The sequence below is a fragment of the Chitinophaga sp. GbtcB8 genome, from assembly GCF_019091455.1.
Classification (GTDB): Bacteria; Bacteroidota; Bacteroidia; order Chitinophagales; family Chitinophagaceae; genus Chitinophaga.
In genome coordinates this window covers 62,184-86,096 of sequence record NZ_JAGXJN010000011.1, presented here as the reverse complement: position 1 = coordinate 86,096, position 23,913 = coordinate 62,184, and the positions used below count along the sequence as shown (strand labels likewise).

General features: G+C 49.0%; 11 protein-coding genes. 8 read left to right on the top strand and 3 right to left on the bottom strand.

Going from position 1 to position 23,913, the window contains the following annotated elements; translation table 11 throughout:
• Positions 1 to 2: 2 nt before the first annotated feature.
• From KVT36_RS12465 to KVT36_RS12455, 3 genes are read right to left on the bottom strand one after another with little or no spacing between them, the layout of a single operon-like run.
• On the bottom strand, positions 3 to 689 hold the full coding sequence (locus tag KVT36_RS12465) for a hypothetical protein (protein ID WP_217603829.1): 687 nt from the start codon (positions 687 to 689) through the stop codon (positions 3 to 5).
• A gap of 31 nt (positions 690 to 720) precedes the next feature.
• Positions 721 to 2,241: a RagB/SusD family nutrient uptake outer membrane protein gene (locus KVT36_RS12460; protein WP_217603828.1), complete on the bottom strand. Its 1,521-nt coding sequence runs from the start codon at positions 2,239 to 2,241 to the stop codon at positions 721 to 723.
• A gap of 19 nt (positions 2,242 to 2,260) precedes the next feature.
• Positions 2,261 to 5,440, bottom strand: a complete 3,180-nt coding sequence (locus KVT36_RS12455) for a SusC/RagA family TonB-linked outer membrane protein (protein WP_217603827.1) — start codon at positions 5,438 to 5,440, stop codon at positions 2,261 to 2,263.
• A gap of 539 nt (positions 5,441 to 5,979) precedes the next feature.
• Here KVT36_RS12455 and KVT36_RS12450 point away from each other — a divergent pair.
• The 8 genes from KVT36_RS12450 (at position 5,980) to KVT36_RS12415 (ending at position 23,906) form a co-directional block, all read left to right on the top strand.
• The gene (locus KVT36_RS12450; RefSeq protein ID WP_217603826.1) at positions 5,980 to 7,425 is read left to right on the top strand and encodes a circularly permuted type 2 ATP-grasp protein; all 1,446 of its coding nucleotides are present in this window, start codon (positions 5,980 to 5,982) and stop codon (positions 7,423 to 7,425) included.
• A 24-nt stretch (positions 7,426 to 7,449) separates the two neighbouring features.
• Positions 7,450 to 8,391: an alpha-E domain-containing protein gene (locus tag KVT36_RS12445; protein WP_217603825.1), complete on the top strand. Its 942-nt coding sequence runs from the start codon at positions 7,450 to 7,452 to the stop codon at positions 8,389 to 8,391.
• Between the two features lie 18 nt (positions 8,392 to 8,409).
• Entirely contained in the window at positions 8,410 to 9,345 is a 936-nt protein-coding gene (locus tag KVT36_RS12440) for a transglutaminase family protein (RefSeq protein ID WP_217603824.1), read from the top strand.
• Between the two features lie 302 nt (positions 9,346 to 9,647).
• Positions 9,648 to 10,073: a hypothetical protein gene (locus KVT36_RS12435; RefSeq protein ID WP_217603823.1), complete on the top strand. Its 426-nt coding sequence runs from the start codon at positions 9,648 to 9,650 to the stop codon at positions 10,071 to 10,073.
• A gap of 158 nt (positions 10,074 to 10,231) precedes the next feature.
• Positions 10,232 to 11,347, top strand: a complete 1,116-nt coding sequence (locus KVT36_RS12430; protein WP_217603822.1) for an efflux RND transporter periplasmic adaptor subunit — start codon at positions 10,232 to 10,234, stop codon at positions 11,345 to 11,347.
• A 20-nt stretch (positions 11,348 to 11,367) separates the two neighbouring features.
• On the top strand, positions 11,368 to 14,490 hold the full coding sequence (locus KVT36_RS12425; protein WP_217603821.1) for an efflux RND transporter permease subunit: 3,123 nt from the start codon (positions 11,368 to 11,370) through the stop codon (positions 14,488 to 14,490).
• Entirely contained in the window at positions 14,487 to 15,923 is a 1,437-nt protein-coding gene (locus tag KVT36_RS12420) for a TolC family protein (RefSeq protein ID WP_217603820.1), read from the top strand. The genes KVT36_RS12425 and KVT36_RS12420 overlap by 4 nt, the downstream gene beginning before the upstream one ends.
• 879 nt (positions 15,924 to 16,802) lie before the next feature.
• Positions 16,803 to 23,906, top strand: coding sequence for a type I polyketide synthase (locus KVT36_RS12415; protein ID WP_217603819.1), 7,104 nt, complete (start codon positions 16,803 to 16,805; stop codon positions 23,904 to 23,906).
• Positions 23,907 to 23,913 lie beyond the last annotated feature (7 nt).

Below are 23,913 nucleotides of genomic sequence, written 5' to 3'. Positions count from 1 at the left end.
GGTTAGTGAACTTCAGTATTAAAAAATAACCGGTGATAGCCGTTCAGCACGTGCACAATACCCGTGGTGGTAATAATACCGGAGGTTTGGCAAACGGCTGCATTATCCTTTTCACTTTGCGGTATCTGGGCCGGGTCTAAAGCCTGGTCATCACGGGAGCCTATCACTTTTGTATAGTTCACCATATCCACATAAGAAACATAATCATTGTAAGGATAGGTGCGCAATAAGCTGATCATGAACTTTGTATTTGGAATAGCACCCAGCATACAATCATACAGCTGCCCCTGCCGGTTCATTTGATCCCGGTTAATGGCGCCCTTGATCATGTACAGCTTTAAGGAATCCTGCAGCTCCTTTACAGAAATGCTGTCCATATTAAAAGGGATATTCTCATCGCCGGTTTGCTCTGCAGCGCGCAGCTGGCGGATCTTCAGGTAATCATCCACCCCGTAGTTGGTCACAGCAAAAAAGGTCACATCGCTGTTTACCATATCCTTCAGGCCGGCACGGTCTATCAGGTACACCAGGGAGTCAAATACCCTTTGCGATCTCAGGTAATCGTAGGTGGTCATGTTCACATGCGGGTCATGTACGCCCCCATCGTTCTTATAATCATTCTTTTTACAGGCAAAAAGAAAAATTGCGGTAGCTAATATGAGAAAGGTGATGTTTAAACGGTATTGCATATACGTAATATTAAATGGTCAGAAAAAAGGATCAGATCTTACCTACCCAGAAACGGGTTTGCGTAAGGAACTTGTTGCCCCTGAACAGGCGGGGATCCACCGGCCAGTAAAAACCTTCCTGCGCATAACGCTGCTCTGTGAGCCAATCCACAATGTAGGTGTAGGTTTTGGTGCGTACCAGGTCGTAGAACAGCTGCCCTTCCAGGTACAGCTCTTTCCCTCTTTCCAGGATGTAATCATACATCAGCACATCCGGTGCGGGCATGGTTAAGGGCTGCGTGTTATTACGGGTACGGAAAAAGTTGATGATGTCCAGCGCCTTTCCATATTCCTGCTTGTATATAGCTATTTCTGCCTGCAGCAGCTTTATATCCGCGAAACGGAAAATGATCAGGTTATTGCTCATGTACGGGCTTAGCTTTAAACCGGGGTTGCGGTAAATAACATTGCTGTACTTGCGGCACAGCGGGCGGTTATCATCCCGGTAATCAAATCCTTTCTGGTAGCGCACATCCAGCGTATCGTTCACCGCCTGCCCTTTCAGGTAATGCCGGCTGAAGTATTCCGGGCGCACAGCCATACGGGCATAATCCCCGTGATATTTAATGTACTGGTCGCCACGCAGGAACTGCATGCCAATACCGTCATCAGAGCCTTCCAGCTGGTCTTCGCTCATGTTCAGCTCAAAAATGCTTTCGGTGGATTTGCCGATGAAGGTTTTATAATAGTTAGCCGTATCCGTTAGCGCATAACCGCCATTAGCGATCAGCGTATTAATAGCAGTATCGGCGCTGTTAATATCCTTCATGTCATTGGCGCCGCCATTGGCTGCATTCAGCGTAGTGCCCCTCCACAGGTACAGGTGGGCCAGTAACGCGTATACGGAGCCTTTGTTGGCAGTAACCGCTGCACCGCTGGGGTTATCAGCATAACCCCAGTTCAGCAGGCTGATGGCATCATGGCAGTCCTTTTCTATTTGCTGCATCACATCGGCCTTGGGGCTGCGGGGCAGCTCCGGCGCTTCCAGCGGATTTTCATAAAACTCCGTTACCAAAGGCACGTCACCCCATATGCGGGTCATGGTAAAGTAAGTGAATGCACGTATAAAAAGGGCTTGCCCCAGCACGCGGTTCTTGTATTGCTGCGCATTAGGCACATCTTTCTCCAGGTTGGCATCCGGCACTTTGGGCAGCTCTGCCAGGATGGTGTTGCTCATGGTGATCACCTTAAAATAGCGCGACCAGTTACCCAGGTCCTTCACATTATAGGTAAAGGTGTAATCCCCGTTCTGTATGCCTTCCAGCCCATCGCCATTATAATCAATTACAAAGTAATTCTTGGCAACAGCATCGCCATACATGTAATAGCTGTATTTAAATGCCAGCGCATTCCTTAACAGCGCATAGTTACCAGCCAGGGCGCTTTCACAGTCCTGGGTGCTTTTCCAGTACTTTTCAAGGTAGGTAGAGTTCTTGGGCTCCTGTTCCAGCAGCTTTTTGCAGGAAACAGATAATAATAACGTGCACAGGAGCATAATATGTTTAAGTTTCATAGTAGCAGATTTTACCGGTTTAAAAATTAACACTCAGGCCCATAGTATATTTCTTTGGAATGGGGTATCCATTACCGTTATACTCCCCGTATGGGTTCACGGCTTCTGCATCCGGCAGGTCTTTGGACCGCTGGAACATCGCCACATTATCCAGCACGCCAAAAATGCTGAACCGGTCTATGCCCCAGCGTTTCAGCAGGTCAGCCCCCAGGTTGTACGTAAGGCTGATGCTTTTAATGCGCAGGTAATCGCCTTTCTCTAGAAAGAAAGTTTGCGCAGAGGTGTAATAATAACGGTAAGTACCCAGGTCATACTTGGCGTAAGTAGCCTTATCACCGGGTTTGCGCCATATATCCAGCTTGCTGAAATCAGGAGTGGCGTATTGTATAAAGCGGTTGGTGGCATCACCATCCGTTGAATTGCTGAACTGGTCGGCCTTATAAAGGTTCAGCACATCCCGGTCAAAGGTGAAGGTGCAAAAGATGTTCAGTATAAAATTCTTCCAGGTAATTTCATTGTTAAAGCCACCGGTTATCTTGGGGTTCGGGTCGCCAACGGGCATCTTGTCCGGGTTAATCCCTTCATTAAAAACATCAATGAAGTTATCGCCATCCAGGTCTGCCAGGTAAAAGTCGCCACCACGGTAGGTACCATTGCCGTTACGGTATTTTTCGCCGGTGTATTTGTTGCCCGGCACATCATCGTCCGTAGCAAATACGCCCAGGTTCTGGTACAAATAAAAAGCGTTCAATGGCTTGCCCACAGAAAGAATGTGTGATTTATCAAACCGGTCGCCATTCTGGAAAACAATGTCACGCCCCCCATTGGGCAGGCTGGTGATCATGTTCTTGTTATAGGAAATATTCAGCCGGGTAAACCATTTAATGGCACTGTTACGCCGTTTGAACGGGTAACCGGAAACGGTCAGCTCCACACCGGAGTTACGTACGCCCAGCGCATTGGTGAGCGCCTTGTCATAACCGGAGGTAACCGGCAGGATGATACTAAACAGCTGCAGGGAATTTTGCCGGTTATACACATCTACCGTGGCGGCAAAGTTACCATCGGCAAATTCCAGGTCTGTACCCAGGTTCCATTGCACACTGCGTTCCCAGCTTAATCCCTTCTGTGCCGCGCCATCCGTAAAGTTGGGCGTAATAGCGGTAACCCCGTTATAAGAGGTAGCGCCGTCATTGCCCAAAAAACCGCCGTTATTCACCTTGTACAGGTTATACTGTAAATAGTTCTGTTCCGGCAGGCTTCCGGAGGTACCTATACTACCCCTTATTTTTACCAGGGAAAAAGTGCGGCTGTGCTGCAGGAAGGCTTCGTCAGATATGATCCATGCTGCAGATGCAGAGGGGAAAAAGCCCCATTTACTATCTGCTCCAAAACGGGAAGAGCCATCTGTACGCGCGCTTACTGACAGCAGGTATTTCTCTTTAAAGTCATACGCAATACGGGAGTAGTAAGATAACAGCCCGTATGCCTGGTAATCGGATGATGCTTCAATATTCGTTTGCCGGAAGCCCTGCACCACCTGTATCTGGTCTGAGGAGCCGCCGTAACCCAGCGCCCGGGTATTCTGGTACTGATCATACTGCAGATCTGTACCCAGTATCACGCTCAGGTTATGGTCCTTAAAACTATTCGTATAGCTGAGATAGTTAGAGGACAGGAGGTTGGCGCCATTATCCGCAAACGAGAAGGAAAAGCTTCCGCTGTTAGAGGTAAGCGCATTGGTTTTGTTATAATCCCGCCGGCTGGTCTTATAAATGTAAGAGTTCTGGGAATTGAGCTTCAGGTGCGGGGTAATGCTTAATCCCAGGTTCAGGTTAATGGTGAACTGGTTCTCCATATTCCTGTCCAGCGCATCCTTATAGGAGCCCAGCATGGCGGCTTTTTTATCCGGGTCCAGCGCAAACAGGGAGGAAGGCATCTGCCCCGCCCCTACTGTTACAGGATCACGCGGATCGCCATTCGTGGTAATGTTGATGGAGTTACCCGGCTGGCCATTGCCCCGGTGCCGGTCTGTGCGCGAAAAGGAAATAATGGGATTGATCTCCAGCTTATTGTTCATTGCGCGCGTCATCAGGTTTAAACGCGTGGAGTATCTTTTAAAATCTGTACCTATTACCACGCCTTGCTCGTCGTAATAACCGGCGCTGAAGCGGTAGTAAGAGTTATCGCTGCCGCCGCTCACACTCAGGTCAGCATTTTTAATAAGCCCGGTGCGGTAAAAAATGTCCTGCCAGTCGGTATGGGCATTGTACGCCGGGTTCAGGCTGTCTGTCATTAAAAAGGGCAGCTGCTGTTTTTGTGCGTAGGTAAGGCTTTGCTGTAACAGCGCCATTTTTTGCCGCCGTTCTTCGGTGCCTAAAACCACATCCCGCAGCTCCGGCCTTTCAGTAATACCAAAATAGCTGGAAAGGCTCACTTTGGGAATGCCGGACTTTCCTTTTTTGGTAGTGATGAGTATGACGCCGTTGGCTGCACGCGATCCGTAAATGGCGGCAGCAGAGGCATCTTTCAGTACATCAATGGTAGCAATATCCATGGGATTAATGCCCGCCAGGAAGTTGGTGCCGGTGCCCACATTGGAGTTCACATATTCCTCTGACGGCTGGGGAATGCCATCTACTACGTACAAGGGCGAGTTCACTACTTTAAACTCGTCATAATCGCGGCTTACTGCAGAATTTCCCCTAACGGAAACGGTAGTACGTGCCCCCGGCTCGCCGGTAAAGTTCTGCACGTTCACCCCGGAAAGGCGGCCCTGCATTAACTGATCAAAACTGGCAGCAGGCAGGTTTTGTATTTCCCGGCCCGACAGGCTGGAAATAGCGGCGGTGGCCTTTTTGCGGGTCACCTGCTGGTAACCGATGATCACCGTTTCCTGCAATGCGCTTGCAGTGGCAGCCATTACCACATGCAGGTCCTGCTGTCCGGTAACTTTGATCTCCTGTTTGGTAAATCCTACGTAAGTGATCTCCAGCGTAGCGCCGGGTGTGGCAGAAAGGCTGAAATGTCCTTTGGCATCTGTAGCAACGCCGTTGTTAGTTGATTTTACACGTACAGAAACGCCGGGCAGGGGTTCCTTTGCATTATCCGTCACCGTGCCTTCAACCTTAACGGTTTGGGCCAGTGCCGGCAATAGCGGTACGATCAGGCATAACAATGCCAGGTAGAGTGTTCTCATAATTGTGCAGATTTTTGGGTGGGTGCTTTAGCGGTTTAGTGCATGCTTCAGCAAAATTTGGTTGATACTTGTTAAACTAATTGGTTGATTAGATTACGGTTCTTTAGGTAGTGTAAACATTGTACAATAGTACAATCAGACATAATAATGTCCGGTAATGCTCGTCATTTGCATAGATTTTGGATTGATGCCGTTAATAATAATTTTTTTTCAGATTACGGTTCTTTCGATGGTTTAAACATTGTGTAATGGTACGGGCAGGCATAATAATGCGCTGTGGATCTTCAACATAGTGCCAGATTTTAAATTGATGCTTTAGCAGGTTATTGGGTGCTTTAGCGATTTGGTTGATGCGGGTTAAGATAGTAGAATAAAAATAATTTATAATTACTAGAATTAGCTATATTTTGACAAATATTAGCCGATGTGATCAAAAATGCCTTCTATTTGCCTTTTTTTAATATTATATTGGCCTATCAGTTGAACATAGCAAACCATTGGTTAACACCATCAATCATCAACCAAATTAGTGAAAAGATATGAGCCTGGATCATTTACTGCATGAATATAATATAGCCCCTGGTATTTGGGATGAGATGCACGATTCCGGGCAGATACGTGAACACTACAACAAGGTTTTTGCCACCTTACAGGGGCTGGATGTAACGGCCCTGCTGCAAAAGGACCGCCTGGCAGGCGAACTGTTTATGAACCAGGGCATTACCTTTACGGTATACAGCGATAATGAAGGTATTGAGCGCATTTTTCCCTTTGACATTATTCCCCGTATTATTACCGGCAAAGAATGGGATATAGTAGAACGCGGCATTAAACAGCGTTTGCAGGCCCTGAACCTGTTCTTAAAAGATATCTATAGCGCACAGCAGATCATAAAGGATAAAATTGTGCCCGCAGGGCTCATTGCCTCCTGCCCGCATTATACACGCGAGGTATTCGGAATAAAAGTGCCCTATGATATTTATGTACACATTTCCGGCATTGACCTGATCCGCGGGGACGATGGTAAATTCTATATCCTGGAAGATAACCTGCGTACTCCCTCCGGCGTTAGCTACATGCTGGAAAACCGGGAAGTGACCAAACGTATTTTCCCCGACCTGCTGGCAGCCAACCACGTGAGGCGGGTAAGCAACTACCCCATACTGCTACACGAAATACTGTTGCAGCTGGCCCCGGGGCAGATCGCCAACCCTACGGTAGCGCTGCTAACGCCCGGCGTATATAACTCCGCTTATTACGAACATACCTTCCTGGCCCGCCAGATGGGTATTTCACTGGTAGAAGCGCGGGACCTGGTGGTGGATAACCATAAGGTATATATGAAAACTACCAATGGCCTGGAACAAGTGCACGTAATATACCGCCGTATAGATGATGAATACCTGGACCCGCTGATCTTTAAACCAGACAGCGTGCTGGGTGTACCCGGCCTGCTGGGCGCTTACCGCAGGGGCAGCGTGGCTATTGTAAACGCGGTAGGCAACGGCGTGGCAGATGATAAGGCGGTATATGCCTATGTACCGGCCATGATCCGCTACTACCTGAATGAGGAGCCCATCCTGGCCAACGTGCCCACTTATGAGCTAAGCGATCCTGATATGCGGAATCATGTTTTTGAGAATATCCAGAACATGGTTATTAAACGTACCAACCAATCCGGTGGGTATGGTATGATCATGGGCAATAAAGTATCAGAGGAGGATTGGAACAAAGCAAAAGTAGAGATTCAGGCAGATGCCCGTAATTATATTGCACAGCCGATCATTAAATTATCTACGGTACCTTGTTTTATTGATGGTACCTTTCAGCCGCGGCATGTGGACCTAAGGCCTTATGCATTATGCGGGCCGCAGGGTGTTAAGATCGTGCCAGGGGGCCTTACGCGTGTAGCATTACGCGCCGGTTCGCTGGTGGTGAACTCTTCACAGGGCGGCGGCAGTAAGGATACCTGGGTGATTGATTAATTTGTAATTCGTAATTTTTTTCGCATGTTAAGCCGGATAGCTGACGCATTATATTGGATGAACCGTTACATGGAAAGGGCCGGTGGGCTTTGCAGGGTGGCTGCTACACATTATGTGCAGGCCCTGGACAAAGATGTGAATGGATCCCTGACCTGGAAGCCGGTGCTGGAAACTTTCACTACCTGCGGCGCAAATGAGATCATAGCGCTGGAGCACAATACCGGCGCTTCTTTACGGAAGCTGATCACAGACCCCAACAATAATAATTCGCTGAAGATGATCGTGGGCCGCGCCCGTGAAAATGCCCGCGGCGTACAGGACCATATTACCAAAGAAGTATGGGAGGAGGTAAATGCCATTTATCATCTTATGAACCAGCCTTCGGTAGATCAGCGCCTGATGAGCTATGAAGCGCTGGAAGTGCTGGACGCCATTACCAGGCATACCGTTCTGTATAACGGCGTTACAGACATTACCATGTCGCGCGGGCTGGGCTGGAATTTTATGAACCTGGGAAAATATGTGGAGCGCTGCCTGGAAACTATTGTGCTTACCAATAAGGAATACCAGCGTATAAATTATGACCTGGATAATGTGCAGGACATTATGCAATGGCGTTACCTGCTGATGTCGCTCTCCGGTTATGAGCTGCATTTAAAAACATACCGTACCGCCAATTATAATTCAAATGTTTTACACCAGGTACTGTTCAATGATAATTTCCCACATTCCGTAGCTCATACCCTGGGCAGGGCGGAGCGGCGCTTGCAGGAAGTGATAAGGGGTAATCCCATGGCGGAAAATGCAGCGCTCACCCGTTGTTTTGGCCGCCTGTCCAGCAAGGTGCGTTACACGGACCCGGAAACATTGAATAACGCATCTTTACAACAGTTCCTGGAAGAAATAAGGCAGGACCTGCAGGAATTTACCTTGCAGCTGAGCCGTCAATTCTTTTCTTACGTATAAGCTTTATCAGATAGGATTATGTCTATTTTCAAGATACACCATATTACCCGTTACGAGTACGACCGGCCGGTAAAGGAAAGCGCCAACGAAATAAAGATCTTTCCTTACCAGTGTGCAGACCAGGAAGTGTTACAGCACGACCTGTTCATCACAGATCACCCGAACGTACAAACGTTCTCTGACTACTGGGGCAATAAAACCGGTTTGTTCAACATTCTGCCCTCCCATAACGTGCTGGCAATAGAAAGCAAGCTGCTGGTGCGTACCACGGCATCTTCCCAGCTGGGAATAAACTTTCATTCCAATTTTAAACAGCTGCAGCAGGAAATGGACGGGCAATTGCAATTACTGGAGCTGGGCAACCGCGATACAATAAAGTCGCAGGCGGCCATAGACGCCATTGCTATTGCCGTGCGCCGCGGCGAGAGTGTAGCAGCCGTAGTAGAAAGCTGCAGCGAATACATTTTTAAACATTTCAAATACATTAAAGGCATTACCAATGTAGAGACCACCGTGGACGAAATACTGCAGCACAGCGCCGGTGTATGCCAGGACTTTGCCCACCTGATGCTGCAAATATTGCGCACCTGCCATATCCCCGCCCGTTATGTGAGCGGCTATATTTGCCCGAATAAAAATGGGATGCGGGGCGAGGGCGCTACGCATGCCTGGGTGGAAGCCCTGATCCCCGGTTTTGGCTGGGCCGGCATAGACCCCACTAATAATATATGGGTAACCAATAAACACGTAAAATTATCTGTAGGCCGCAATTTCCGGGATTGCAGCCCCGTACGCGGCACCTTTAAAGGCCCTGCCCGCCAAAAGCTAACGGTATTTGTTTCTGTTGGTTATGAAGACGGTCAATTCTTTGAAGAAATGAATAACGTAGATACCGCCGGCAGCCAGCAAACTTCAATAGAGGTGGATGGAAGTGTAGCGGGGCAGCAGCAGTAACAATTAATAATGAATGCATACTGCACGCTGAAGTTTTGTTAAGATAATTATAAATTATACCCCTGAAGAATTCAGGACACGATCCATGAATGCGTGCCACTAACGTGTGATTAAGGCCACTACATACCGCATCCAGGGAGCATTTCAGGACAATCGGACTCCCGCTCTACAATTATTAATTATTCATTTTTCATTATTAATTATTATTCCGCTTATCCAATTCTCCTTTGATCCCTGCGCACTAAAATATACCTTTGCATACACTTAATGTTGGGGACTTTTTTTAAGGCGTGGTGAAAAAAATGCACATACCGGTTAAATGGCTCTGCTGTATGCTGTTCTTCAGCTTACGGCAGCTGGCGGGCTTTTTCCCCGACGGGCAGGCCCTGCAAACACCCGCTGCAGCCGCAGAAAAACATATTCAGCAAACAAAGGTTGCTCTTTTTGACGACACCGCTTTTACCCGCCTGGCAGCAGAGCTGCTGGCAGATGAAACAGCGGACGACAACAGGGATATCTTACGCGCCACGGCCCCTAAAGGCCGCAAACAGCGCTATTACCTGAACGCCACTACGCAGCAGTTCAGCTGCAGCCCGCGCATCCTGTACCTGGATGAACGGCAGGACAATTACATTCTCGAAAAAGAAAATAAAAGCGGTGTATATCAATGGCAGGATTCCTTTCTGCCCGCCTATTATAACTTCCTGTTCCGCTTAGCCCTTTTCTGAGCCCCTTCTCCCCTTTCTGATCTGGTGATAGTAAAGTATCCGTTCCCGTAAGAGAATCCGGCCATGCTATGCCACTTACGGATCAATGTAATGGATTATGCAGGCAGTAACATCCTGCAGGCTATTAATTACCCATTCTTCATTATTAATTACAATTAATGCAGCAGCGTTATATATACGCCATGCTGGTGATCATCCTGTGGGGATGCACCACCAATGGCAACACCAATAACAAAAAGGAAAAGGCGCAGCCCTTCCCGGTTACAAAGCTGGTGACGAAAGACACTTTGTTGAAACATAACTATGTAGCCGGTTTACAGGCCGTTCGTAATGTAGAGATCCGGGCCCGGGTAAATGGTTTCCTGGAAAAGATCTATGTGGATGAAGGCCAGGAAGTACAAAAAGGACAATTACTCTTCTCCATAAATAACGAGGAATACAAGGCACGGCTGGCAGAAGCCAATGCCAGCTTAAGCAGCGCCATTGCAGAAGCAAAAGCCGCGGAGGTAGATACCCGCCGCGTAAAAATGCTGGTAGATAAAAAAGTGATAGCACCTACAGAGCTGGAAGTGGCCACCGCCAAGCTTAACGCGGCACAGGCAAAAATAGACCAGGCACGGTCTGCCGCCGCCACTGCTACCATGCACCTGAACTACACCAACATTCATGCGCCCTTTGATGGCACCATTGACCGCATTCCGCTGAAAACAGGCAGCCTGGTAACAGATGGTACGCTGCTCACCACCGTATCAGACACACATGAAATGTATGCCTACTTCAATGTATCGGAAACAGAATACCTGGAATACCGGAAATCACAAAAAGGGCCCAGCAATAAAGCGGTAAGCCTGATCCTGGCGGACGGTACCAGCTATAGCTATCCCGGCAAGGTAGAGACCATAGAAGGGGAATTTGAATCCTCCACAGGCGCCATTGCCTTCCGCGCCCGCTTTCCCAATCCGCAAAAGCTGCTGAAACACGGCGCCAGCGGCAGCATTCAGCTGGAGAATACCCTGGAGGATGCTTTGATCATTCCCCAGAAAGCCGTATTTGAAATGCAGGATAAGAACTACGTTTTTGTAGTAGACAGCGTAAACCGGGTAAGCATGCGCAGCTTTATGCCAGGCTCCCGCTTATCACATTGTTACATTGTGAAAAACGGGCTTACAGCCGGTGAGCGCATTGTGTGCGAAGGCACGCAAACCATCCGCGAGGGCATGCACATTCATCCTGTTAGCATTCCCCTCGACAGTTTGCTGAAGATGAAAATGTAGGGACACAAAAACAACAACACATGTTTGAAACTTTTATAAAGCGGCCGGTACTGTCGCTCGTTATCTCTTTGATCATACTGTTATTGGGCCTGCTGGCGCTGTTTACGCTGCCGGTTACCCAATTCCCCGATATTGTACCGCCCTCTGTAACGGTAACGGCTAAATATACCGGGGCCAATGCAGAAGTATGCGCCAAAGCCGTATCCACCCCGCTGGAACGCGCCATTAACGGCGTACCCGGCATGACGTATATGTCGTCCGTATCCAGTAACAACGGCATTACCCTTATACAGATCTTTTTTAAGGTAGGCACTGATCCCGACCAGGCAGCAGTGAACGTACAGAACCGCGTAGCCACCATTATAGATGAATTACCCGAAGAAGTAATTAAAGCCGGCGTAACCACAGAAAAAGAGGTGAACAGCATGCTGCTGTACCTCAATGTAATGAGCGAAGACGCTGACCTGGATGAACAGTTCATTTACAATTTTGCCGACATTAATGTGCTGCAGGAGCTGAAAAGGATTGACGGTGTTGGCTTTGCAGAGATCATGGGCGCCAAGGAATATGCCATGCGCGTATGGTTAAAGCCCGACCGTATGCTGGCCTACAACATTTCAGCAGAAGAAATTATTGCCGCTATCCGCCGCCAGAATATTGAAGCAGCACCCGGTAAAACCGGTGAAAGCTCTGACAAAAACCCACAACTGTTACAATATGTATTACGCTACACGGGCAAGTTCTTTGAACCTTCCCAGTACGCCGGCATCATCCTGCGCACAGAGGCAGATGGTGCTATGCTCCGCCTGAAAGACGTAGCAGAGCTGGAGTTCGGGGCATTAAGCTACGGCATGGTATCCAAAACAGATGGCAAGCCCTCTGCATCCATCATGCTGAAGCAGCGCCCCGGCTCCAATGCGCGGGAGGTGATACAAAATGTAAAGGACCGCATGGCACAGCTGAAAGCCACTTCCTTTCCACCGGGCATGACGTACAATTTCAACTACGACGTATCCCGCTTCCTGGATGCCTCCATTCATGAAGTAGTGCGTACGCTGTTTGAAGCCTTCCTGCTGGTATTCCTGGTAGTGTTCCTGTTCCTGCAGGATTTCCGCTCCACCCTGATACCTGCGCTGGCAGTGCCCGTAGCATTGATAGGTACTTTAAGCTTTATGCAGATGTTAGGTTTTTCCATTAACCTGCTTACCCTGTTTGCCTTAGTGCTGGCCATAGGTATTGTGGTGGATAATGCTATTGTGGTAGTGGAGGCCGTGCATGTAAAAATGGGCGAAGAGCACCTGCCGCCATTGGAAGCCACCATAGCAGCTATGAAAGAGATCAGCGGGGCCATTGGGGCCATGACGCTGGTAATGTCGGCCGTATTTATACCCGTAGCTTTCCTATCCGGGCCGGTAGGCGTTTTTTACAGGCAGTTCTCGCTAACGCTGGCATTCTCCATTGTTATATCCGGCATTAATGCAGTAACGCTTACGCCTGCACTCTGCGCTATCATGTTAAAAAATACGCACGGGCAGCCGGCAAAGAAGAATTTATTACAGCGCTTTTTTGGAGGATTTAACAAAGGTTATGATGCTACGGCCAACCGCTACCGGAAATTCATAGGCCGTATAGCAGGCCGGCGGCTTATTACCGTTGGATTGCTGATACTGTTCTTCCTGGCTACCTGGGGCGCCAGCGCTATATTGCCATCCGGGTTTATTCCTTCGGAAGATCAGGGCATGATCTACGTAAATGTAACCACCCCGCCCGGCGCTACGGTAGAACGTACAGAGCAGGTGCTGGAACAGGTGTACCAGGTTGCGCGGAATATAGATGCCGTGGAATCCGCATCCACACTGGCTGGTTTTAGCCTGGTGAATGATGTTGCCGGTGCCTCTTACGGCATGGGCATGATCAACCTGAAACCATGGGACGAGCGTAAAGCTTCCGTAACAGATCTGATTGCGGAGCTGGAAAAGAGAACCAGCCATATCAGGGATGCCAACATTGAATTTTTTCCGCCGCCTACAGTACCCGGATTTGGGAATGCCAGTGGTTTTGAGCTGCGGGTGCTGGATAAAACCGGCAGTGGCAACCTGCAGCAAACAGCTGAGGCTACCAATAATTTTATAGCTGCATTAAAAAAGCGGCCGGAAATAGGCGCAGCCTTCACCAGCTTTGATCCCAGCTTTCCGCAATACATGATCCATGTGGACCAGGAACGTGCCGCACAAAAGAGCGTGAGTATTGAAACTGCCATGAACACGCTGCAAACCTTGCTGGGCAGCTACTACGCGTCTAACTTCATACGCTTTGGTCAAATGTACAAGGTAATGGTACAGGCATCGCCACAGTACCGCGCCAAACCGGAAGATGTGCTGCACCTGTATGTAAAAAATGATAAAGGTGAAATGGTGCCCTTCTCCAACTTCATTCGTTTGGAACGGGTGTATGGGCCGGAGCAGCTTACCCGTTATAACATGTACACTGCAGCCATGATCAATGGAGATGCGGCGCCTGGCTACAGCAGCGGCGATGCTATTAAAGCCATCCAGGAAACCGCCGCACAGCTACCACGCGGGTATAGTTATGAATGGAGCGGCATGACGCGGGAGCAGATCCTTTCCGGCAACCAGGCCATTTATATTTTTATGATATGCCTGGTGTTCGTGTACCTGCTGCTGGCCGCGCAATATGAAAGTTTCCTGTTACCCTTGCCGGTGATCCTTTCCTTACCCGCTGGCATTTTCGGCGCTTTCCTATCGCTGAAATTATTCGGGCTGGAAAATAACATTTATGCGCAGGTAGCATTGGTGATGCTCATTGGCTTGCTGGGCAAGAACGCCATCCTGATCGTGGAGTTTGCCATTCTGCGTAATAAGCAGGGGCTCTCTCCATTGGAAGCGGCAAAGGAAGGTGCGGTATCCCGCCTGCGTCCCATCCTCATGACCTCCTTTGCATTCATTGCAGGCTTAATACCCCTGTGTGTGGCCGCTGGTGCAGGCGCTATGGGTAACCGTTCCATTGGTACGGCAGCAGCAGGTGGTATGTTAATAGGTACTTTGTTCGGGGTGCTGGTAATACCGGGTTTGTATGTATTGTTCGCCAGCTTATCCCGCAAACGTTTAAAAGCAACATCATGATGGATCTGATTAAAATAATAGCATTCAGCCTTCTATTAATGGCATTCGGTTGCCGCCTGCCTAAACCACTGGTCTTACCGGATAACAAACCCATGCCGGATACCTTTGCGGTTAACAGCACAGACACTGCCGGTATAGGCCAGCTGCCCTGGCAGCAATTCTTTGAAGATGCACCTTTACGCGCGCTGATAGATACGGCCTTACAATATAATTATGCCTTACAAAGCAGCCGGGAAGAAATGAAGATTTCCGAAGCAGTTTTACTGGCTGCCCGGTATGCATGGTTACCGAATGTAAACCTGTCTGCCACTGCCGGTATTGATAAATATGGTAAGTATACCCTGAATGGAGTAGGCAATTTTGATACAAATTTGTCTACTAACATTAGTAAGGATCAGCGCATTCCGGATCCTACTCCGGATTTTTTCCTGGGCCTGCGCAGCAGCTGGGAAGTAGATCTCTGGGGTAAAATAAAAGCACGCAAACAGGCCGCCCTGGCGCGTTACCTGGCCAGTGCGCAGGGCCGCCGCCTGGTAACTACCTTATTGGTATCAGAAGTGGCCGCGCATTATTATACGCTGATCGCTTTGGATAATGAGCTGGCAATTATCAAAAAGAACATTGCATTACAGGAAACCGCATTAGCCACCGTGCAGATCCAGCAAGCTGCCGGGCGGGCTACTTTACTGGCCGTACAACAGTTTGAAGCGCAGCTGCTGGATACGCGCAGCCTGGAACATATAACCCGTCAGCGCCAGCTGGTGATAGAAAGCCAGCTGAATTTTTTATTAGGCCGTTATCCGCAACCAGTGCCACGTAGTAAAGCATTAGCAATAGATACGCTGGGAGCGCCCTGGAAGCCCGGCCTGCCCGGGAAGCTGCTTGCCAACCGCCCGGATATTAAACAGGCGGAGCTGGAGCTGGCTGCATCTAAAGCAGATGTGCAGGCAGCCCGCAAAGCATTTTTGCCTTCTTTGAATATTACGCCATACGGAGGTTTTAATGCTTTTAAAGCCGGCTTGCTGCTGGAGCCTGCATCCTTTGCCTATGGCGTATTAGGCGGCATTACAGCGCCGCTGTTCAATCAAAAACAATTACAGGCGCAGTACCGCATCAATGAATCCGGCAGCAAAATATCTTATTATAATTACCAGCAAAAGATCCTGAAGGCTTACCAGGAAGTGTCGGTTGCATTGGGCAATGTGCACAACCAGCAACACATCTACGCCTTACGTGAAAAGGAAGTAAGTGTGCTGCAAAGCGCAGTATCCACTGCAAATGACCTGTTCTTAAGTGGTTATGCTTCTTATCTGGAGATCATTACCGCGCAAAAAAGTGTGCTGGAAGCAGAGCTGGCGCTTGTTCATGCCCGCCGTGATATGATGGCCGGCACCGTACAATTATACCAGACCTTAGGCGGCGGATGGCAGTAAGTACTTAACAATGAACCATTAACAAAGCAGCAGGAATAATTGTCAATTGAACAGTTTTTGTACATCAAACCTTTTACTGTACAATACTTTATTCACTGCTGCTTTTTTTGATACTTATTAATTTAAGTAATACGTATATCTGTACAAATTGTTTGCGTTAAGATACAGGTTAACCCCGGAAGATTTCTTCATGCAATGTTTCATCTTATATCCCCCTCAAAAAAGTCAATAACAAATAAACCCGCTTCATAAACATTCACTATGCCCCTTTTTACTGGCATTCCGCAGATATTAAGAAAATGTATATTCTTACCCTAAATGAAATTGGCGTGTTAAAAACATGTTACCACCGGATCACCGTTTGCTTTTTTTGTAAATTCATGTAAGAATTACTCAAAATACACACCTATGAACCTTACATTTTACCACCTTGCTCATGATGAAATAAAAACCATGATTGTTTTAGCATCACTTTTCGGCTGATCATGCAATTGATAAAACATTTAAATGAGAATGCATGTCAGCGATAATACGCATGTGAAATAACATGTGAAGTGTGAAATAACAGATTGGATTTTAGAACCAGTGGACTATATCTTTTAAATACGGCCCTATTTTAATCTTTACTCCCTCGGGAAGATTGAAAAACCTTTTCTGTCTTTATTGAAAGCGCCTTGCCTGGTTACACCTATAAGTAGTTTTAATATATATTTTTTTGAGAACCCATCCAGGCAAATAGGCCGTATATATAGGAACAATAGAACCAGCTATTCGTAATAACCATAGAACATATCCGGTATGTAACATAAAAAACCTTGTAGCTAACAGCTTACACTACCTGTTTACATTGGTATACTTTGCCGGAATAAAACCATAACCATGGGAAAAATAAAAATTATCGGAGTGACTCCCCTGGAGCAACCGGATGCAGGCCTTGTATTGGCCCTGCTGAAAGCAAAAGCCTTTCCTGTACTTCATTTGGGCCGTGATCTGTCAAAAGCCCAGACCGCACTAAACACCATTACCGCAAAAACCAGCCAGCCTTTCGGTGTATGTTTTGCAGATGAGCAGCTGGCCTCCATTTCCCTGCCAGCACAGGTTACACTGGCAATTATTCCTTATGGTTTTAAAATAACGTTACCCAAACACGTAGCAGCTTATTACCAGGTGCATGCGGTTGGTGAGGCGCACAAAGCCAAAGCAGCCAATGCACAGGGCATTATTATAAAAGGAAATGAAGGCGCAGGCACCGTGAGCGATGAATCATCCTACATCCTGTTCCAGCGCGTGATACGGGAAATAAGCGGACTGGAAATATGGGTGCAGGGCGGCGTAGGCATACACACCGCCGCAGCGCTGGCAGCTACCGGCGCTACCGGTGTGGTGCTGGACAGCCAGCTGGCATTATTCCCGGAAAGTAATGTACCTGCCCCCATTAAAAATATCTGTGAAAAGCTGAATGGTAATGAAACCCGCATAATAGATCATTACCGTGTGCTGGCAAGGCCCAATTCACCCCTGCTGCCTGAAAAGGCCACCCGGCAAGACTTAGCGCCTTACCTGGGTATAACGGATATGGATAAAGGTTATTTACCCCTGGGCCAGGATATAGCCATTGGTATTGACCTGGTTTTACGTTACAAAAAACTGAACCGCTTAATATTTGGTTTGCAGGAAGCCGCTTACGGCCACCTGCAGCAAGCCAAAGCATTAAATGTATTAAGCCCGGGCAATGCCTTATCCAAAGAGCTGAACATCCCCTATCCTATTGCACAAGGCCCCATGACCCGCGTAAGTGATGTACCTGCCTTTGCCGCCGCAGTAGCAGATGCAGGCGGGCTGCCCTTTGTAGCGCTTTCCTTATTAAAAGGCGAACCCGCCAAAAAGCTGATCCAGCAAACCAAAACTCTGGCAGGCAACAAACCCTGGGGCGTAGGCATACTGGGATTTGCGCCGCCTGAATTAAGGGAAGAGCAGATCGCTTATATTAAAGATGAAAAACCACCCATTGTATTAATAGCCGGCGGCAGGCCTTCACAGGCTAAATCGCTGGAGCAGGCAGGCATTAAAACCTACCTGCATGTACCATCTACTTCTTTGCTGGACATGTTCATTAAAGAAGGAGCAAAACGTTTTGTGTTTGAAGGCCGGGAATGCGGCGGCCACGTAGGCCCCTTATCCAGCCTGGTGTTATGGGAGCGGCAGGTAGAACGTTTGCTGCAGGAAGAGCATGCCGACCAGTTCAGTGTATTCTTTGCCGGTGGTATACATGATGCATTGTCCGCCGCCTTTATTTCCGTAATGGCAGCCCCCTTAGCAGCACGCGGCGCTAAAACCGGCGTACTAATGGGCACCGCCTATATCTATACACAGGAAGCCGTAAGCAGCGGCGCCATCCTGCCCCAGTTCCAGGAACAAGCCATTAACCATAAAGACACCATTTTACTGGAAACCGCACCAGGCCATGAAACCCGCTGCCTGTATACCCCATTTGCCGATTTCTTTAATGTAGAAAAAGAACGTTTACAATCAGCCGGCGCCGATAAAAAAGAAATATGGGCGCAGCTGGAACAGCTGAACGTAGGCCGTTTACGTATAGCCGCCAAAGGTATAGAACGCCGCGGCAATGAGCTGCTGAACATTAATACAGCAGACCAGCTTACCGGCGGCATGTACATGATAGGCCAGGTAGCGGCCTTAAGGGACCGTATCACCACCATTGCAGATCTGCACAAAACAGTAGCAGCAGATAATTATGCCATTATAGAACAGGCAGCATTACCCGCTATGCCTCATGCGCCGGAAAAAGCGCTGAACGTAGCCATTGTAGGCATGGCCTGTATTTACCCCGGCGCACGCAACACAGAAGAATACTGGCGTAATATTATACTGGGTAAAGATTGTGTAACAGAAGTGCCGGATGAACGCTGGAACAAATCACTCTACTATGATCCCGCATCTACCAACGGAGAAAAAACGCCTTCCAAATGGGGCGGTTTTATTCCTAAAATAGATTTTGATCCCGTAGCCTTTGGCATTCCCCCGCAATCCCTGGCAGCCATTGACCCCACGCAGCTGTTAAGCTTACTGGTAGCCAAACAGGCGCTGGATAACGCAGGTTATGGTGAGCTGAATATTAACCGTGAAAATATATCTGTGATTATTGGTACAGAGGCGGGCACGGACCTGGCCAACAGCTATGGCTTCCGCTCCCTCTTTACCCAGATCTTCGGAGAAATGCCGGCAGAGCTGCATGAAGTTTTGCCCAAGCTCACAGAAGATTCATTCCCCGGTGTGCTGGCCAATGTAATTGCCGGCCGTATCACCAACCGTTTAGACCTGGGCGGGCGTAACTACACGGTAGATGCTGCCTGTGCCTCCTCCCTGGCAGCTATTGACCTGGCCTGCCAGGAGCTGATCCTGGAAAAATCCGACATGGTAATAGCCGGTGCAGCAGACCTGCACAACAGCATTAATGATTACCTGATGTTTTCCAGCACACACGCATTAAGCCGCAAGGGCAAATGCGCCACCTTTGATGCTAACGCAGACGGCACTACGCTGGGTGAAGGCATTGCCATGATGGTGCTGAAACGTGTGGAAGATGCCCAGCGCGATGGTGATACCATTTACGCAGTAATAAAAGGTGTAGGCGGCTCCAGTGATGGTAAAAGCCTGGGCCTTACCGCACCACGCAAAGCCGGCCAAACCAGCGCCCTGCAACGGGCCTACGAGCAGGCCGGTATTTCACCGGTAAGCGTAGGGCTCATAGAAGCACATGGCACCGGCACAGTAGTAGGTGATAAAACAGAGCTAAGCGCTATATCCGATATGCTCATCCGCTCCGGCGCTACCCATGCGCAAACACACCTGGGCTCTGTAAAAACACAGATAGGGCATACCAAGTGTGCCGCCGGTCTGGCAGGGCTTATTAAAGCAGCGCTGTCAGTATACCACGGTGTAAAACCACCTACCCTGCACCTGAAAGATCCAAATAGTTTTTATAACGCAGCCACCAGCCCCTTTGCCTTTAACACGCAAACCGGCATCTGGAACGAGGATAAAAGAGTAGCAGGCATCAGCGCATTTGGTTTTGGCGGCACCAACTTCCATGCAGTGATAGAGAATGATGTGAATACGCCGCAACCGGCCACTGTGCTCAATTCCTGGCCGGCCGAGCTGTTCGTGTTCCGTGGCGCAACTTATGAAGCAGCACGGCAACAGCTGCTGAAAGTAAAAGGCCTGCTGGAAAAAAATGATAACATTCCGTTGAAGGACATCGCCTTCAGCCTTTATAAAAACCACACTTCAGCCGTTCAGTTATGTATTGTGGCAGACAGCGCAGACGACCTGCTGCTAAAGCTGGACCTAGCCTTGTCCGGCGCCGCTACCAACGGCGTGTACACCACACAGCAGCTGGAAGGTAAAGTAGCCTTCCTGTTTCCCGGACAGGGCAGCCAGCGGGTGAATATGGCGCGTGAGCTGTTTGTTACTTTCCCGGTAATGCGCCGTTTGCTGAAAGACAAACCGCAGTATGAACAGATCCTGTTCCCCTCCGCTGTTTTTGATGAAACAGCCGCCAAAGCGCAGCGCAATGCCATTAAAGACACCCGCCTGGCGCAACCGCTTTTAGGTATGGTGGATCTGGCCATTGCCACCTTTTTACAGGAGCTGGGCATTGTGCCGGATATGCTGGCAGGCCACAGCTATGGCGAGCTGCCGGCCCTGTGTTTTGCCAAAGTGTTTGAAGAAGATCAGCTGCTGCCTTTAAGTGAAAAAAGAGCCGCTTCTATACTGGATGCTATTGGAGCTGATAAAGGCGCCATGCTGGCCCTGAGCTGCAGGGAAGAAGTGTTAACCAGCGCCATTGAAGGGGAAGCCGATGTGTACCTGGTGAACCACAACTCGCCCCTGCAATGGGTAATGGCCGGCGCCACACCCGCTATAGCAAGACTGTCGGCCAAGCTAACAGCCGCCAACATCTCCTTCCAGCCGCTGGAAGTAGCCTGCGCATTCCACAGCCCTCTGCTGTCCGGCGCCAAAGGCTTATTTGCCAATGCGCTGAAGGATGCAGATTTTAAAACGCCGGTTATTCCCGTATGGTCTAACACCACAGCAGCAGCATACCCTACAGAGCCCGCAGCCATTAAGGAAAGACTGGCAACACACCTGGTACAGCCGGTACGTTTTACAGAAGAAATAGAACAGATGTATGCACAGGGCGCACGTGTATTCATTGAAGTAGGTCCGGGTAAAGTGTTAAGCAACCTTACCAGGTCTATTATAGGTGATGATGAGCTGATCCTGCATACAGAAGATAAAGACCAGCCGGGCATTACCCACCTGCTGCACACCATTGCCCGCTACATGGCCAGTGGCAGAACCGTGCAGCTGGACCGTTTATTTGACGGCCGTAATGTAAAACAGCTGGATCTGGAAGCCATTGACCAGTACAAAAAACCTGGCACCGTTTGGCTGGTGAACGGGCAGATGGCAGTACCCGCTTATGGTAAGCTGCCGGCCCATGGCGCAATGCCCATTATGACACCACTGGTTTTAAAAGGTACAGAGCCTAATACAGTAGTGATCAACCACAACAGCGGTGCAGAACAAATGGTAGAAGCTTACCTGAACAGCCTGAAACATATTGTACAGGCGCAGCGCGATGTAATTTTAGGTTACCTGGGCCATACCCCGCAAAGCTTCCACAGCGCCGATCTTCCAGCGCCGGACCTGTCGCCCCGCAAGATCATTGCCGTACATACCGATGGCACAAACATCACTAATATCAGCAATGGTTATAACGGAACCAATGGACACAATGGCAATAACGGCCATCATAATAACGGATCAAACGGGCATGCTTACACGAATGGAGTGCAAACCGTAACCGCGGAAAAAGATGTAAAGGCCATTCTGCTGGCAGTGATCAGCGATAAAACCGGTTATCCCTCAGATATGCTGGGCATGGAAATGGACCTGGAAGCAGACCTGAGCATTGATTCCATTAAACGCATGGAGATCATTGGAGAGCTGAAAACCCGCCTGGGTGGCTTTAGCAGCAGCACGCACAGTGAAGAATCGCTGGTGGAGCAGCTGGCTGCTATAAAAACACTGAAAGGGCTGGTGGACTGGTTAACAACCAACGCACAGGAAAACACCACAGCAGCACCGGCCCCCATACCCGCAGCTACTATCCAGGCAGCAACAACACCCTCCAAAGGTTTATCTGTTACAGAGATACAAACCGTACTCTTAAATGTAGTAAGTGAAAAAACCGGTTACCCGCCGGATATGCTGGGCCTTGAGCTGGACCTGGAAGCAGACCTGAGCATTGACTCCATTAAACGTATGGAGATCATTGGAGAGCTGAAAACCCGCCTGGGCGGCCTGCAGCAGGCCAATGGCAATGGAGAGGAGATGATGGAAAAGCTGGCCTCCATAAAAACCTTACAGGGTTTGATCAGCTGGATAGCAGAAAGCACCGCCGGTAATTTTGAACCGGTGCAGGAAGCCAAAAAGATCATTGAAGAAGGTTTTGTGAAAGAAAGCCTGAAGGAGAAAATTTCCCGCCTGCGCTTTGAGCTTACACCTTCCGCCATGCAGCGCCTGTCGCCCGCAGAATTAAAAGGATTACACTTTGCCATAACAGATGATGGCGGCGGCCCCATTGCAACAGCGGTTAAACAGCTGCTGGAACAGCAGGGTGCACAAGCCACCATCATAGCAGCCACCGATTCACTGGAAGCTTATCACGGCCTTATTATACTGGATATTTTCTCCTCGCCAAAAAGAAGCGATATTATCACCTCCGTTTTCATGGTGAAGAAGCTGGATTTTGAGAAAGTGAAATGGGTATATGCCCTCTCTGATTTTGACGGGCATGTAACACCCGCGGCAGATCCGCTGTTGCTGCAGCACTTCCAGGGTTACAGCGGCTTTTTTAAAAGCCTGGATAAAGAATATGAGCATACCACCTGCCGCACAATTAACCTGGCCAATAAGCTGTCGCCGGAAAAAATTGCCGCCATTGCATTAGATGAAATTCTGCACCCGGAAGGCCCTGCAGAAGTTACCTACCTTAACGGGCAGCGCCAAACGCTGGAACCGGTACATGCACCGCTTACCATTGGTGTTACGTCCGATATCCGCCTCACCAAACAATCCGTGGTGCTGGTATTTGGCGGCGCACAAGGCATTACCGCGGAGCTCATGATCCGTTTCTCTAAAGAATATCCCTGTCACTATATCCTGGTAGGCCGCTCTGCAGATCCGCGCAAGCTGTCACAGGAAAGCCTGGTGCATCTCAAAACTAAAGACGAGATCCGCCAGCACCTGGTAGCGCAAGGTGAGCTGAAAAAACCGGCCGACATTGAAAAACGTGCAGCAGAGATCCATAAACATAACCAGATCCTGAATACCTTCACTGCCATGGAACACAATGGCGCAACTGTTAGCTATCATTCGCTTGACCTGCGGAATGAAGCCGCCCTGCGTGCTTTCATGAGCCAGGTGTATAAAGAGTATGGCCGTATTGATGGCGTGGTGCACGGCGCAGGCCTGCTGGAAGATAAGCTGTTCCACCAGAAAACACCGGAATCCTTTGAGCGCGTATTCTCCACCAAAGTAACACCACTGCGTGTGCTGGCTGAGCACCTGAATGCAGATACGCAGTTCGTGATCCTCTTCTCCAGTGTAGCCTCTGTATACGGTAACCGCGGGCAAACAGATTATGCAGCAGCCAACAGTGTAATGGACCGTTATGCACGGGTGCTGAAACAGCAGCTGAAAGCCAAGGTAATGGCCATTAACTGGGGCCCCTGGAAAGGTACCGGCATGGTATCCCCCTCGCTGGAAAAGGAATACGAACGCCGCGGCATAGCCTTAATACCGTTGGGCGATGGTATGGAGATCTTTATTGATGAACTGAAGTATGGCAATGAAAGCCAGGTAGTGATCATGGCCGGTAATGTTACTTTCTGATAGAGAA

Excerpts from the sequence above, each read along its gene's own strand:
- KVT36_RS12455 (WP_217603827.1), bottom strand. The coding sequence starts at position 5,440 with ATGAGAACACTCTACCTGGCATTGTTATGCCTGATCGTACCGCTATTG.
- KVT36_RS12460 (WP_217603828.1), bottom strand. The coding sequence starts at position 2,241 with ATGAAACTTAAACATATTATGCTCCTGTGCACGTTATTATTATCTGTT.
- KVT36_RS12465 (WP_217603829.1), bottom strand. The coding sequence starts at position 689 with ATGCAATACCGTTTAAACATCACCTTTCTCATATTAGCTACCGCAATT.
- KVT36_RS12415 (WP_217603819.1), top strand. The coding sequence starts at position 16,803 with ATGGGAAAAATAAAAATTATCGGAGTGACTCCCCTGGAGCAACCGGAT.
- KVT36_RS12445 (WP_217603825.1), top strand. The coding sequence starts at position 7,450 with ATGTTAAGCCGGATAGCTGACGCATTATATTGGATGAACCGTTACATG.
- KVT36_RS12435 (WP_217603823.1), top strand. The coding sequence starts at position 9,648 with ATGCACATACCGGTTAAATGGCTCTGCTGTATGCTGTTCTTCAGCTTA.
- KVT36_RS12425 (WP_217603821.1), top strand. The coding sequence starts at position 11,368 with ATGTTTGAAACTTTTATAAAGCGGCCGGTACTGTCGCTCGTTATCTCT.
- KVT36_RS12450 (WP_217603826.1), top strand. The coding sequence starts at position 5,980 with ATGAGCCTGGATCATTTACTGCATGAATATAATATAGCCCCTGGTATT.
- KVT36_RS12430 (WP_217603822.1), top strand. The coding sequence starts at position 10,232 with ATGCAGCAGCGTTATATATACGCCATGCTGGTGATCATCCTGTGGGGA.
- KVT36_RS12440 (WP_217603824.1), top strand. The coding sequence starts at position 8,410 with ATGTCTATTTTCAAGATACACCATATTACCCGTTACGAGTACGACCGG.
- KVT36_RS12420 (WP_217603820.1), top strand. The coding sequence starts at position 14,487 with ATGATGGATCTGATTAAAATAATAGCATTCAGCCTTCTATTAATGGCA.